Consider the following 12727-nt stretch of genomic DNA (forward strand, 5'->3'; position numbering starts at 1 on the left):
CGGAAGTGAGCGGTCAGACCGCATGGTTTTACATATCCGGCATCAATCCCGGTCCGCTTATGGCCAAGGACAGGTGCAAGGACGAAAATTGGTACTATTCATTTCTGCCCTACAACATATCGGCAGGAAGCACCAACGCGCTGATCCCCCTGTTCATCACCGAGGGGTTGAAAGGTACCGTTGCGCAGGTGGGACTGATCAGCGCGGCCACTTCCCTAGCATCGGTCCCGGGCAACATCCTTTGGGGCAACCTTTCCGACACCACCAAGAAGCGAGCCCCGTTCATCCTCATCGGATTCCTGGGAATGGCCCTCTCTTTGATCTTGATGGGGTTCACCAGCGGAATGGGTGGGTATTTCGTGGCCAATTTCCTCTTCGGTATCATGGGGGCGGCCATAGCTCCGGTGGGGACCGTTCTGGTCCTGGAGTGCTTCCGGAAGGAGGAATGGGCCAAGCGACTGGGGCATTTCAGCCGGATCGGAGGCATGGGGTGGGTGCTCGGTCTGCTGGTCGGTACGATGTGGTTGCTGATCTTCCCGAGCAACGGAGATTCCGCGCCCATGCGTTCCCTGTTCATACTCTCCGGTGCATTGTGCCTGATATCTGTGTTCCTTGGCTGGAAGTACATGCCGGAACCCTCGCGGACCGTGGAGAGGAAGGAACTTCACCGGTTGGACCTCTACAAGGTGCCTCTCTTCGTGCAAGAGAAGTTGCGATTCATGCCCCAACGTCTACTGTACGTGGTCGAGATGTCGAGCAAGAACCTCAACTCCCGTAATTTTCCAAAAGCCCTTAAACGCTACTATATAGTGGTCTTCCTGGCTTTCACCGGTTTCTTGGGCTTCTATGTTGCCCTGCCCACATACCTGTCACAATACGTGGGAATAAGCAGCGCCCAGGTCATGGCGGTATATCTGGCCAGTGCGGTGGTCTCCGCGTTCACATACGTGGCCGCCGGTCGGTACGTTCATAATTACGGTGGCAGAAAGGCGCAGAGCATTGCGTATGTCGGAAGGATACTCATCTTCCCCTCCTTCTTCCTCGTCACCCTGCTGCCCCTGGACCTCACTAGCGTGTTCATCGTGATGTGTGCTCTTAACGGGTTGTCCGGCTATTTTTGGGCCATGTTCGCGGTGGCCTCCGATTCCCTGGTGGCCAAGATGTCCTACAACCATTTCCGCAGTCAGTCCATGGGCATGTTCAGCTCTGTGAAAGGGATATCCACCATCATCGGTTCCATAACCGGTGGTCTGATAGCCCAATACCTCGGCTACCTTGCACTTTTCATAATGTCATCAGTCTTCGTCATCATCGCCCTGGCCATGCTCGCCTTCACCGATGTGGAGAAGGAACCGGACGATTCTGAACAACCTGCGATAGTAGTGACGTGAGATCACAGCAGGGTGGCAATGCTCCGTCCCAGCTGCAAAGCCTTCTCTTCCTGTTCCGATCGTAGCTCGCTCCCCTCTACAAAGAAGTGCTGAGGTGGTAACAACGGACGCAGTCCCGTCTTTGAAAGCATCCGGTGCAAACGATCGGCCGCTCCTGAATGGACCTCCTCGAAACGGGTGTCGAAGACCACGAAGTCATGATCCTTCCCAGCATCCTTCACCGCGTTACGCACCAAGGTCTTGAACCGGAAGGTCGGTCGACCCCATCTGGTTGGCGAACCCAATATCCAAAGATGAACGCCCAGGAAGTCCTGTTCCCCCGATACGGACTGGTGACGGCAATCAACCTCATTCCCTCCTTCCCGAAGCCCTTCGGAAATGGCATTGGCGATCCGTTCAGTGTTCCCGTAGAAGCTGTCGTACATGACCAGTATGCGCATGTGTAGTCCCCACTGCATCCTTCCCTGCGTTTACAATCTTTGCGCCACTCCCATTCCAGAACAGGGAAGGCCCTAAAACAGGCAAAATTTGATATAATTCAATCCTAGTCATAAAACCAGCCAACGAGTCCTTATCACGAGTAAGTTGATTAAGGCCGTTCGGATTGGGGGAAGGGAGATCGGATCATGGGCAGGCTGAGCCTTGGCACGAAGATCAAGTTGGGCATTTCTGCCGCACTTATCATTCTAGTGATACTGGCCTCCAACCCGGAGGCGGTGGGTAAGGCGCTCACCAACGTGGACCCCACCCTCATTGGCATCGTTGTACTCCTCTACCTGATCAACATGGTCTTCAAGGCCTACCGGTGGGGGGTGCTCATGCGCAACACCGGTCATTCCGTCTCCTTTCGCACCACCTTCACAGCTTTTTCCCTTTCACAGGCTATCAACAACCTTATTCCCGGTCGGGTGATCGGCGAGACCTCCCGCATAGTGGAGATAAATACGAAGGAAGGGGTGGGGATGGGCAAGGGGCTGGCCACGGTAGTTACCGAGAGGGTCATGGACTTCGTGGTCCTGACGTTGCTGTCGGTCACCAGCCTAATACTGTTGCTGGCCTATATCATCGAAGACCTTCAAGGTTTATTGATATTCATGGTCGTGGCCATGGTCGTGGCCAACATGTTCTTTATCTATATACTGGCCAAACATTCATTGATGGTCCGCATCGGCGGATGGGGGACAAAGGTCATCAAGAAGGTGGTCAAGGGAGAGAAGGGCGAGAACTACGCTCTTAAACTCACGGACCTAGTAAATTCGTTCAACGAAGCTCTGTCCTTCAAGGGCAACTGGAAGTTATTGGGGTGGGCATCCGTGCTCACCATGGTCATATGGGCCAACGAGATCTTCCGGCTGTACCTGATCATGGAGGCGATAGGGGTGAACGTTTCCATAGTGGCGGTCATCGCCACTGCCAGCCTGGCATCGCTCAGCGCGGTATTGCTATCCGCTGGTAGCGGCAATGTGGTAATGTCATCGGCGGTCTTCACTGCCAGCGGCCTGAGCTACGAAGTGGCGGCCACCGCCGGTCTGCTGAGCGCTCTGACATCCATCTGGCTCTCGGTCCCGGTGTGTTTACTGGCAATGCTGTTCGATCATCGGAAGGGATCGGCCGCGGCCAAAGGGTCATCTGATAACAAATCCGAAAAAGTCAAGAGGGGATTCCACTGAAGTGCACCACCGTTTTACTGCTGAAGAACGAAGAAGGGAACATCGGTCCCCTGACCGAGGACATCCTGCAGGTCTACGAAGAAAAGGGGATCGACGGCGAGGTACTGCTGGTGGACGACGGGAGCACCGACCGTTCAGCGGCGTTATGCGATGCGCTGGCAGAGGACCATGCGAACGTGAGGGCGGTGCATCACGAGGTTAATCTGGGACGATCATACGCCATTCGCACCGGGTTCCAGCAGGCGAAAGGCGACATCGTCATAATCATGGATGCTGACCGGCAGTACGAGCCTAAGCAGATACCGCTCTTTCTATCGAAGATCGATGAGGGCTTCGATGTGGTCACCGGTTGGAGGCGGGAGCGGACCGACACTTTCGTCCGCAGGTTCATCTCCAAGACATACAATCGTTTCATCATCAGGAGCAAGTTCGGTCTGCAGATAAAGGACCAGAACAGCGGGTTCAAGGCGTTCCGCCGGGAGAAGGCGGTGAGCATAGGCTTCGACCCAGAAGGGTACAAGGGGCTGCACCGGTTCATCCTGCCATTGGCGGCCTTGAAGGGCATGAAGATCATCGAGGTGCCCATCGTGCACTACGACCGGCCGAGCGGCAAATCGTACATCAAATTCTACACCGTACCGTTCATAACTCTGGGTGACTTCTCCAAGTTCAAGAAGGACCATCGGGAGGAGATCATGGCCCTCAAGAAGAAGCGTTGAACACATCGTTCTGAGGATGTGATATGAGGCTCAGGCTGCTGGATCGATGGGGCATGGTGACGGAAAAACTGCGTCCGCTCACCACCGGACGTAAGTTGGTCCTGTACGCAATGCTCGTTCTGATCCTCTATGGATCGATGATAATCGTTGACAACACCTTCCTGGTCAACGTCATCGATGAGGACCTCTCCCATCCGGACCTCGATGTCTATCGCGAAAGGGCTCAGACCATTTTGGACGGTAACCTGCTATACAGGGATGTGCACACCGAGACCCCTCCGTTCATCAACTACCTGCTGGTCGTCCCTCAGTTACTCGGAGGGGCGGAGCATGATTGGGTCTGGAGCATCTATTTCTCTTTATTCGCGTTCCTGCTGGCCTCTCTCATTTACCTATCACTGCGTCAATATGATGAGCTGAAGGCCTATCTGGCCGGGGGTGTGGTCCTGCTCTCTCCCTTCACCTTGGTGGAGTCAGGCACCGGAGAGGACGAATCCATCGTAGCCTTCATCTTCATTCTCGCGGTGGTTCTAATGCTGCTACAGCGCAGGAACCAGGCCAGCGTGGCAATAGGGGTGGGTATATGGACGAAGATGTTCCCTGTTCTATTGTTCCCGGTGCACTTTCTGCAGCAGCGTAATTGGAAGGACCGCTTCCAAACGATCATCATAGCGCTGCTGGTCACCGGGATCATCGCCCTGCCCTTCGTTCTGCTCTGCTGGGAGGATTTCTCCTACTTCCTGAACTTCTATTTCCTGGGAGATGGCGGGCGTCCGACCGGAGGCTCCAGTTTCTGGCATTTCCTGAACATGGGTGGATGGGGGATCCCCAGCGTGGTCCAGCTGGCGCTGCTCGGAGTGGCCATGGCCTTCGCCTATCTCTATCCCTATCACATGAGGATGTCCGTCTGGCAGAGCGTGATCATCGTGATGATGGTCTTCTTCATCTTCTATCCGAAGGTCCACATGGGCTATTGGATAATGATGGTGGCTCTGCTCTCCATATGGGCGGCGCAGAACTGGAAGATCTGGGCCAGGTTGTTCTTCGCCTATCTCCCGATGATATTGGCGACGATGCTGGCAAGAGGAGAGGGTACCGAACCCCCGGTGGAGTTCAACGGGAGCTGGCTGGTCGGCCTCGCCCTGGCATTGATCGGGCTGCTGCTCTTCGTAGACGCTGTCCGCCTGGCATTGAAGGAACGCCCCTTCATCGATAACAAAGCGTTAGAGTCTGGCGATTAAAGGTTCAGAGCAGTCTTTTCCCCGCATCGGCTCCCGAGCGGCAATCGTAGACGTCCGTGATCTTCATGGCCAACAGTCCCTTGCATTCCAGTTTGGGCTTCCTTTCCTTGACCAGTCCTTTCATCTTGATGTAGTCTGGACCAGAATCGATGACCTTCACGTCGCCCTTGACCTTCAGGCAACCGACGATGCCGGGGGTCCATACCAGTAAGGCGACCCGGGGGTTCTCCAGTACGTTCTTCAGCGTCTGGCTCATGAACTGGTTGCCGATCCACACCGTCTCATCGTCCATAAGGATCGCCATGCCGATGGGGACCACGTTCGGGTCTCCGTTCTTAGAAGCGGTTGCCATGGCGAAGTACTTGGTGGCCTTGAAGGCCTCCGTCATCTCCGGGGTGAGCTTGACCATGGCCGGTAATGCCATCGGTAGGTAATTATCAATTCGCCAATCATTTGGAAATCATAATGATACGATACTGTCCACGTTCCTTGCCTTGGTCAGTATCTGGAACTTGGACATCTTCTTAGAAATGACTATGCGGTCCACGTTCTCTATCAGCTGAACACGGTCCTTGAGGATCGCCCAGTCCACGTCCTCCTCGAACTCTAGCTGGTCTATGTTGGAAATTATCACCGTTCCATCGATGGATTCCAGATCGTTACGGGACACTTTTAGGCTGTCCAGGTTCGTAATTCGATAGACCGGGTCCTTGCTTTTTTCCAACAAGGCCTTCATGGCTTGGGTGGTCAGGTCGCCGATGGGCATTCCTCGCAGGGTAGCCTCGGCGGAGAATTGCAGGTAGGTCTCATCGTCTATGCCTCTTATGGTCACGTTTGTCATTGGATCCTCTCTCCCCGAAAACCATATCCCCGATGGCTTAAGGAGATGATAAAAATGATTTCTCCAATCAATAGCATGCCAAAGGATATGAGGGCGAAGGCATCAAGGTCGAGGCGCAGGACGTTCAATAACGCCACCATTCCAAATATTTGCAGTGCCAGCCCAAACAAGGTCGTTTTCCTGCGTTCCGATCCTTCAGATATGACTGACGAACGACCATCGTTTCGGGTGGCGTATACGGACCCGCTTTTCTTGGTCTTTGACGAGACGTTCCTTGTTGAAAAGGTTCCAGATCGATCCTTCAGGCTCTCATTGCGAAGCCAGGAATATTCCGAATCCCATTTAGCAGGTGTTATTCTCACCATTATCACCTAAATCACCATATGATTACATGTAATATATGATTATTTTGGTGAACAAGGAAGTAGCTTATCGAATCTAACAATTGTCAATCTAATCCGGCGAGAGTTTCTACCAAACATGGCGCGATAAAAAACCGTTCGGCCATTTATGTCAAGTAATAAAATATGCGATGGTGCAGGGGAAGGGATTTGAACCCTCGGACCACTAAGGACTAGACCCTGAATCTAGCGCCGTTGGCCAGGCTTGGCTACCCCTGCCTAGGATTTAGCCGATTGAAATCTATGTACTAATACCTTATGCCCTTGGCTGTAACCGTGGATGCTTGGCGAACCATTCCGTGGCCAGTATGGACATGAGGACATCGTCTACCACGTGGCCGTTCTTGGAACGGTTTTGACGTATGACCCCTTCATCCTGGAAACCGCACTTCTTGTAGGCCTTCCTGGCCCGGACGTTCTCCGTGTCGGTGAACAGCTCCACTCGTCGCATGCCCAGCTCCTCGAAGCTGTAACGCAACAAGGTGGTGATGGCGTCGCTGCCGTAACCCTTTCCCCAGTGATCCTTCTCACCGATCATGATGCCAATGGTGGCCCTTCGATATTTCCAGGCGATCTCTTCCAATCCAGTGTTACCGATGGGTTTTCCCTCCTTGGTGAGTATTGTGAAGGTCATCCTGTCGTTCCGGTGTATTCCGTCCACCCAGCCGTATTCCATCTCCAGACTGATCGGTGGATCGGCCTTCAACCACCGGGTGACCTCCGGGTCGTTGATCCACTTGGCGTACAAAAGGGCGTAGCTGCGCTCCACCGCCACCAGGTTCACCTTCTCACCGATCAGCACGATCCTGCCTCCTCTGAGAGCAGGGAAAGTAGAACGGCATCACGCCAGACACCGCCGCTGAAATGGTCCTCCCTCAGCATCCCCTCGGCTCTGAATCCCGCTTTCTCGAACGCGCCTAGGAGGGTAAGGTTGCCCGATGGCACCCTAGTCCACAATCGATGCATGCTCTGGGTATCGAATGCGTAGCTGGCTGTCAGCGTCAAAGCCTCTACCATTCTATCCTCGTCCTTTTCCTCCCCCCATATCAGCGCCATCTCGGCCGAATTGCTCATTGGGTGCAAGTGGGTGATCTCCACCAGTCCCCTGGGGGTCACATCTGCCAGGTCCACAACGATCATATCGAAACGAGATGGCTGGGCCAGACGCTCCCGTATGAGGTCCTGCACCTGTTCCAGACTGTAGCAGGGTTTCCACCGCGGCCGACCAACGCTCTCCCTCACCGCCGGATCGTTGAGCCATTTGTACATGGCTAGTTCGTCGGTCGTTTGTATCGGCTCCAATCCCACTAACGCTCCTTTGAGCATGTGGCCCTAATTCGCCCCTGGGCAGATAATCTTATTCCAGGTATCAATCTCCGAACAGACCCTAGGATTAATCGTAAAGATGATTTATGGGGAACGGTATCGCCGGCCATGGACCTGAAGATCGTGCTTTTAGGACCTCCCGGTTCAGGCAAGGGAACGCAGACCGAGAGGCTGGTGGCTGAGTTCGGTTTCACCAAGATATCTACCGGGGACCTGTTGCGCGAGGCGGTACGCAACGGCACCCCATTGGGCGTCGAGGCCAAAGGCTACATGGACGCCGGCAAGCTGGTACCTGACGACCTGGTGGTAGGGCTGATAAGGGAAAAGCTCAAAGGGCTGAAGGACGGGATATTGCTGGACGGCTTCCCTCGCTCCCTGGAGCAAGCCCATAAACTGGAAGAGTTCTTCAATGTTGAGATGGCAATAGACCTGGAAGTGGACCAGGAAGTGCTTATCAAACGTTTGACGGAAAGACGATCGTGCCGGGCCTGCAACGCGGTGTTCCATCTGGAGTTCAATCCTCCGAAGAAAGCAGGTGTCTGCGATAAGTGTGGCGGCGAGCTTGCTCAGAGAAGTGACGACACCGAGAAGGTGGTGCGTGAACGCTTCAACACATACACAGAGCGTACCGCTCCCCTCACCGAGCATTATCGTAAGAAAGGGGTGCTCAAGTCCGTGAATGGTATGGGTGCGATAGATGATGTCTACCAACACATCGCGGCGGTCATCAAGGCCGCCTAATACCCACATCCAACGAAAAGATTAAAGATGGGAAACATTTACCATCGCTTCACAGCCCCGTAGTGTAGCGGTCAATCATGCGGGATTCTGGATCCTGCGACTCCAGTTCGAATCTGGACGGGGCTACTTTTTAACCTTTACAGATCTTCCAGACGTTCTTTTCCAAAGCACAGGTCTTGGAAGTACTTCTCGGCATCCGGTGGTCCCCTGGAGATGACCACGTCGCCGATCTCCAGTTTTGTAGACTTGTCCGGTCCATAGAGATATTTGCGTCCACGCTTTATCGCCACAACCCACATGCCGCTCTGACTGGCCAACCGCATTTTGCCTAGGGTCCGTCCCACCAGGTCCGATCCGTCCTTGACCTCAGCAAAGGTGATGATGGTGTCGGCGTCCTTGATGCTCAGAAGGATAACTGGGTGCGGTTCATCATCCATGATGGTCACCATGGCGATCTGCATTGCCGCATCGGATATCTCCTCTACTGCCGCGGCCAACTTGATGATCGTGAAGGCCTTCCCTTCGTCCCCGTCCTGCACCACTCGTTCGATCGCCTGGCGTTGGATGTCGTTAGCCAGTCCATCCAGCATCTCTTCCATGAGCACGACCTCCTCGGCGATCTCCTTGTTGTTGTATAATAGGGATGAATAGGCCAGGTCGATCATCAGTTCCGACGTGTCCTTGAGCTCCAGAAGCATCTCGTCCAGTTGGTCCATCAATCTTCCTCCGTTTCTTCATCGGGGTACACTGGCCACTTCTCCTCGCCGATGGCATAGGTCCGTAAAATGTCGTATCCGTCGTCCGTTCCGCGGACGATCAAGGTGTCCCCGGCCTTCAGCTTCGTCTCGTCCTCGGGGTCATAGATCCAGCGCTTGCCACGTTTGATGGCGATGATGCGCATCCCCGTCTCCGATTCCACGGCCAGCTCATCGATGGAACGCCCTACCATATCTGATCCATCGTTCAGCACCAGGCGCTTGATCTTCTCTTCGGCCTCTCTTAGAATAAATGACAGGAAAGGACGTTTGTCCACCTCGCATTCTATGAGCTTGACGATGTCCCCGGCAGCGTTGGATATACGCCGGGAAGCGGAGGCGACCTCAAGAAGGGAGGATAGTTTGGCGGCATCCTTAAGGGTCCGGGCAGAGAGCATGGCCTTGATACGGATGTTCTTGCTCAGCTCTTCCATGTCGGCTTCAAGGTTCTTGACCTCTTCGGCGGTCTCCTCACTATCGAACATTATGGAGGCGTAAGCCAGGTCCACCATGATCTCTGAGATGTCCTTCATTTCGGTGAGCATCTCTCTCACTGTGGCGTGAGTCAGATCATACTTATCCAATCGTTGGTCTCTCCCATGATCAAACATAAAAAAAACACCTACACCGTGCCACGTCACCTGGCCATCGGCTGGGCCGGGGGTTGATGATGGATATCGCGCGTGACATCTTGGTTGGCCTCACGGGAGCCACCAGGTCATTGACACCGGTGGACCGCCGTCACTCGTTCGTTATGAGGTTCTCCATATATCATCGTTGCGAAAACCAGGGATTTTTACCAGTCTATAAGAACTCAAATTATACCATCTGGTGGCACGGCTTATTATTAATATACTAAAATGTTACCTAATAGCGGGTGCGGACGTGAGCGGGGTAGTGAAGGCGTTCTTCAGTAACAACAGGGCGGTCTTCATATTGGGGTTCACCGCACTGCTCATCTCCTCGGTGGGCGACATTTTGGCCGGTGTCACCCTGGGTTCGATGACCAACACCCTCGAGCTATTGCCCGGGCTCATGATACTCATACCCCCGGCCATAGGGATGAGGGGGAACATCTTCGGCGCCTTGGGAAGCCGGTTAGGCACGTCCATGCACGTGGGGACTTTCGAACACTCATTGCGGAAGGGCAGCATTCTGCGCCAGAACATGGAGGCGTCGCTGATCCTTACAATGACCATCTCCTTCCTCATGGGTGTGCTGGCCAAGGTAGTGTCATCCGCGCTGGGGGTGAACAGCATCAGCCTGGAACAGTTCATCTTCATCTCCGTTTTCGGAGGGGTGCTGGCCGGATTTGTGCTGCTGGTGGTGAACGTCATAGTGGCCAACATCGGTTTCCGCCGGAACTGGGACATCGACAACATCAGCGCCCCGCTGATAACCGCGGCCGGTGATATCGTTACCTTGCCCATGCTCTTCCTTGCCGCCATAATCGTTCTCGATGGCAAGGCGATCATCAGCGACCTTTTCTACGAACTGATGGTAGTGGCGTTCCTGGCCATAACCATGTACCTGGTGTACGAGGCGCTTTACCGGAGGGACGCGGAGGCCAAGCGCATCTTCGTGCAGAGCGCCCCGGTGCTAGCTATCTGTACCATTCTGGACCTGGGTGCGGGGTTGACCATCGAGGACCAGCTTGCCCACCTGGTGGCCTTCCCGGCATTACTGGTCCTAATACCTCTATTCCTGCAGAACTGCAACGCCCTGGGCGGGATACTGACATCCCGTATATCCTCCCTGCTGCACATGGGTATCATGTCCCCGGGAAGGACGCCCGGAAAGGTCGGGTACGAGAACTTCGCTATCATCTACATCTTCGCCCTTTGGGCCTTCACATTCGTCAGCATTGCCACGCATTTCGTCTCACTAGCCATGGGTCTGGCCTCACCAGGTCTGCTGATCATGATCACATTGGGTCTGGTGGCCGGGCTGATCACTGTCACTGTGCTCAATTTCCTCTCCTATTACGTGGCGGTGACGACGTTCATGTTCTCCCTGGACCCAGACGATCATAGTATTCCAGTAACTTCCTCGGCCATCGATTTCATTGGGGCACTGGCGCTTATGGGCGTAATAGTGGCTTTCGGTCTCTCGGCCTGATTTGGCACAACTTAATATGCTATGGAACGTTCCCTAGGTATTCTTGAGGGATATGGATGATCGATAAGGAGACCATCTTGGGCAATCTGGAGAGATACGATCCAGAAAAAATAAAGATCGGTGTATTGGCTTCCCACTCCGCTTTGGACGTCTGTGACGGGGCGGTGGAGGAAGGATTCAATACTTTAGCCGTATGCCAGGAAGGCCGGGATACCGCCTACACCAAATACTTCAAGGCCAAACGCGACGCCAGCGGTAAGTTGAGGCGGGGGATGGTCGATGAAACGATCATGCTCAAGAAGTTCAAGGAGACCATTACCCCTCGGGTGATGGACCATCTGCTTAAGGAGAACGTTCTTTTCGTGCCGAACCGTTCTTTCACTTCATACTGCAGCATCGACGCGGTGGAGGACGATTTCACGGTTCCAATGGTCGGCTCCCGATCATTGCTGCGATGCGAGGACCGTGGTGGGGAGAAAGATTATTACTGGCTGCTGGACAAGGCCGGAATGCCCTCCCCCCGCAAAGTGAAGCGCCCCGAGGACATAACCGCCCTGACCATCATCAAGTTGCATCACAAGCAGAAGAAGTTGGAGCGGGGCTTCTTCACCGCATCGACCCTGAAAGAGTACGAGGAGAAATCACAGAAGCTCATCTCTCAAGGTGTCATCGACCAAGAATCGTTGGCAGAGGCACGTATGGAGGAGTACATAATCGGTCCAGTGCTCAACCTGGACTTCTTCCGCTCTCCTTTGGAGGAGAAGGATGCCCGCATCGAGCTGCTGGGCATCGATTGGAGGTTCGAGAGTTCCTTGGACGGTTTCGTCCGTTTACCGGCGGAGCAGCAGCTGGCGTTGAACGATTCGCAGCGCATACCGGAGTACACGGTCTGCGGGCACAACTCCGCTACCATGAGGGAATCGTTATTGGATGGGGCGTTCGACCTAGCCGAGAAGTTCGTTAAGGCCGCGGAGAAGCATTTCGCTCCAGGCATGATCGGCCCGTTCTGCCTTCAAACCTGTGTCGACAAGGACCTGCGCTTCTTCATATACGATGTAGCGCCACGCATAGGGGGAGGAACCAATGTGCACATGTCCGTAGGACACCCTTACGGCAATTCCTTATGGAGGAGAAGCATGAGCACCGGTCGCCGTCTGGCCATGGAGGTCCGACGGGCCATTGAGCAAGAGAGGGTCGAAGAGATCGTTACATAGACGATGTATCGTAAACTCCTTCCCGTATACTCTTTTAGTGATGGCCAGTCTAATTATAGACTTGGATAACCTTTATAAATGGCAACACTATTCCGAAGTAACCCGACGCTCAGTGAGCACTGTAGGTGCGCCTATCGTGAGGGAGGGAAATAATGCAAAGTAAGAATACCTGGAAGCTAGCGACCGGATTAATGGTCCTGATACTCTTGGCCTCACCCCTATTGGTGATGTTGGCCCCGGGCGTCAGCGCCGCTACCGGGAACAAATTATCGATCAACGTGTTTGATGATGACGGCCCAATAAATGGAGC

The 12727-nt window shown here is 54.2% G+C and carries 14 protein-coding genes and 2 tRNA genes; 8 read left to right on the plus strand and 8 right to left on the minus strand.

The features are described 5' to 3' along the window. Positions 1 to 59: 59 nt before the first annotated feature. Entirely contained in the window at positions 60 to 1391 is a 1332-nt protein-coding gene (locus VMW85_04450; GenBank protein ID HUT27279.1) for an MFS transporter, read from the plus strand. Positions 1392 to 1393: 2 nt separating this feature from the next. Here the strand turns inward: VMW85_04450 and VMW85_04455 are convergent, their stop codons facing one another. After that, entirely contained in the window at positions 1394 to 1831 is a 438-nt protein-coding gene (locus VMW85_04455; protein ID HUT27280.1) for a flavodoxin domain-containing protein, read from the minus strand. Positions 1832 to 2017: 186 nt separating this feature from the next. On the opposite strand from VMW85_04455, the gene VMW85_04460 reads away from it, so the two are divergent. Genes VMW85_04460 through VMW85_04470 form a run of 3 tightly spaced genes read left to right on the plus strand, consistent with a single transcriptional unit; the run spans position 2018 to position 5021 of the window. Beyond that, positions 2018 to 3061 (plus strand): lysylphosphatidylglycerol synthase transmembrane domain-containing protein, encoded by a 1044-nt coding sequence (locus VMW85_04460; GenBank protein HUT27281.1) that lies wholly within the window; start codon positions 2018 to 2020, stop codon positions 3059 to 3061. A gap of 20 nt (positions 3062 to 3081) precedes the next feature. After that, positions 3082 to 3780: a glycosyltransferase family 2 protein gene (locus VMW85_04465; GenBank protein HUT27282.1), complete on the plus strand. Its 699-nt coding sequence runs from the start codon at positions 3082 to 3084 to the stop codon at positions 3778 to 3780. Positions 3781 to 3803: 23 nt separating this feature from the next. Beyond that, the gene (locus VMW85_04470; protein HUT27283.1) at positions 3804 to 5021 is read left to right on the plus strand and encodes a glycosyltransferase 87 family protein; all 1218 of its coding nucleotides are present in this window, start codon (positions 3804 to 3806) and stop codon (positions 5019 to 5021) included. A gap of 4 nt (positions 5022 to 5025) precedes the next feature. Here VMW85_04470 and VMW85_04475 read toward each other — a convergent pair whose 3' ends face one another. From VMW85_04475 to VMW85_04495, 5 genes are all read right to left on the minus strand, one after another. Continuing rightward, on the minus strand, positions 5026 to 5445 hold the full coding sequence (locus tag VMW85_04475; GenBank protein HUT27284.1) for a pyridoxamine 5'-phosphate oxidase family protein: 420 nt from the start codon (positions 5443 to 5445) through the stop codon (positions 5026 to 5028). Positions 5446 to 5481: 36 nt separating this feature from the next. After that, positions 5482 to 5862, minus strand: a complete 381-nt coding sequence (locus VMW85_04480; GenBank protein ID HUT27285.1) for a hypothetical protein — start codon at positions 5860 to 5862, stop codon at positions 5482 to 5484. A 533-nt stretch (positions 5863 to 6395) separates the two neighbouring features. Beyond that, positions 6396 to 6482, minus strand: a tRNA-Leu gene (locus tag VMW85_04485). Positions 6483 to 6519: 37 nt separating this feature from the next. Further along, the gene (locus VMW85_04490; GenBank protein HUT27286.1) at positions 6520 to 7065 is read right to left on the minus strand and encodes a GNAT family protein; all 546 of its coding nucleotides are present in this window, start codon (positions 7063 to 7065) and stop codon (positions 6520 to 6522) included. Beyond that, the gene (locus VMW85_04495) at positions 7059 to 7589 is read right to left on the minus strand and encodes a GNAT family protein (GenBank protein HUT27287.1); all 531 of its coding nucleotides are present in this window, start codon (positions 7587 to 7589) and stop codon (positions 7059 to 7061) included. The genes VMW85_04490 and VMW85_04495 overlap by 7 nt, the downstream gene beginning before the upstream one ends. A 108-nt stretch (positions 7590 to 7697) precedes the next feature. On the opposite strand from VMW85_04495, the gene VMW85_04500 reads away from it, so the two are divergent. Then, positions 7698 to 8330, plus strand: coding sequence for an adenylate kinase (locus tag VMW85_04500; GenBank protein HUT27288.1), 633 nt, complete (start codon positions 7698 to 7700; stop codon positions 8328 to 8330). 53 nt (positions 8331 to 8383) lie between these two features. Then, a tRNA-Gln gene (locus VMW85_04505) sits at positions 8384 to 8456 on the plus strand. An 11-nt stretch (positions 8457 to 8467) separates the two neighbouring features. On the opposite strand, the gene VMW85_04510 is transcribed toward VMW85_04505, so the two are convergent. Both VMW85_04510 and VMW85_04515 read right to left on the minus strand, forming a co-directional pair. Further along, positions 8468 to 9046, minus strand: a complete 579-nt coding sequence (locus VMW85_04510) for a PhoU domain-containing protein (protein HUT27289.1) — start codon at positions 9044 to 9046, stop codon at positions 8468 to 8470. After that, positions 9046 to 9669 carry a TrkA C-terminal domain-containing protein gene (locus VMW85_04515; protein ID HUT27290.1) on the minus strand — a complete coding sequence of 208 codons (624 nt, stop codon included), beginning with the start codon at positions 9667 to 9669 and terminating at the stop codon, positions 9046 to 9048. Before VMW85_04515 ends, VMW85_04510 begins: the two co-directional genes overlap by 1 nt. Before the next feature lie 301 nt (positions 9670 to 9970). Here VMW85_04515 and VMW85_04520 point away from each other — a divergent pair, with 301 nt between their 5' ends. Together VMW85_04520 and VMW85_04525 are read left to right on the plus strand one after the other, a co-directional pair. Beyond that, complete coding sequence (locus VMW85_04520) at positions 9971 to 11203, plus strand: magnesium transporter (GenBank protein ID HUT27291.1); 1233 nt, start codon at positions 9971 to 9973, stop codon at positions 11201 to 11203. Positions 11204 to 11259: 56 nt separating this feature from the next. Continuing rightward, positions 11260 to 12417 carry a formate--phosphoribosylaminoimidazolecarboxamide ligase family protein gene (locus VMW85_04525; protein ID HUT27292.1) on the plus strand — a complete coding sequence of 386 codons (1158 nt, stop codon included), beginning with the start codon at positions 11260 to 11262 and terminating at the stop codon, positions 12415 to 12417. Positions 12418 to 12727 lie beyond the last annotated feature (310 nt).

The sequence above is a fragment of the Methanomassiliicoccales archaeon genome (genome assembly GCA_035527755.1).
In the GTDB taxonomy this organism is placed as follows: Archaea; Thermoplasmatota; Thermoplasmata; order Methanomassiliicoccales; family UBA472; genus UBA472.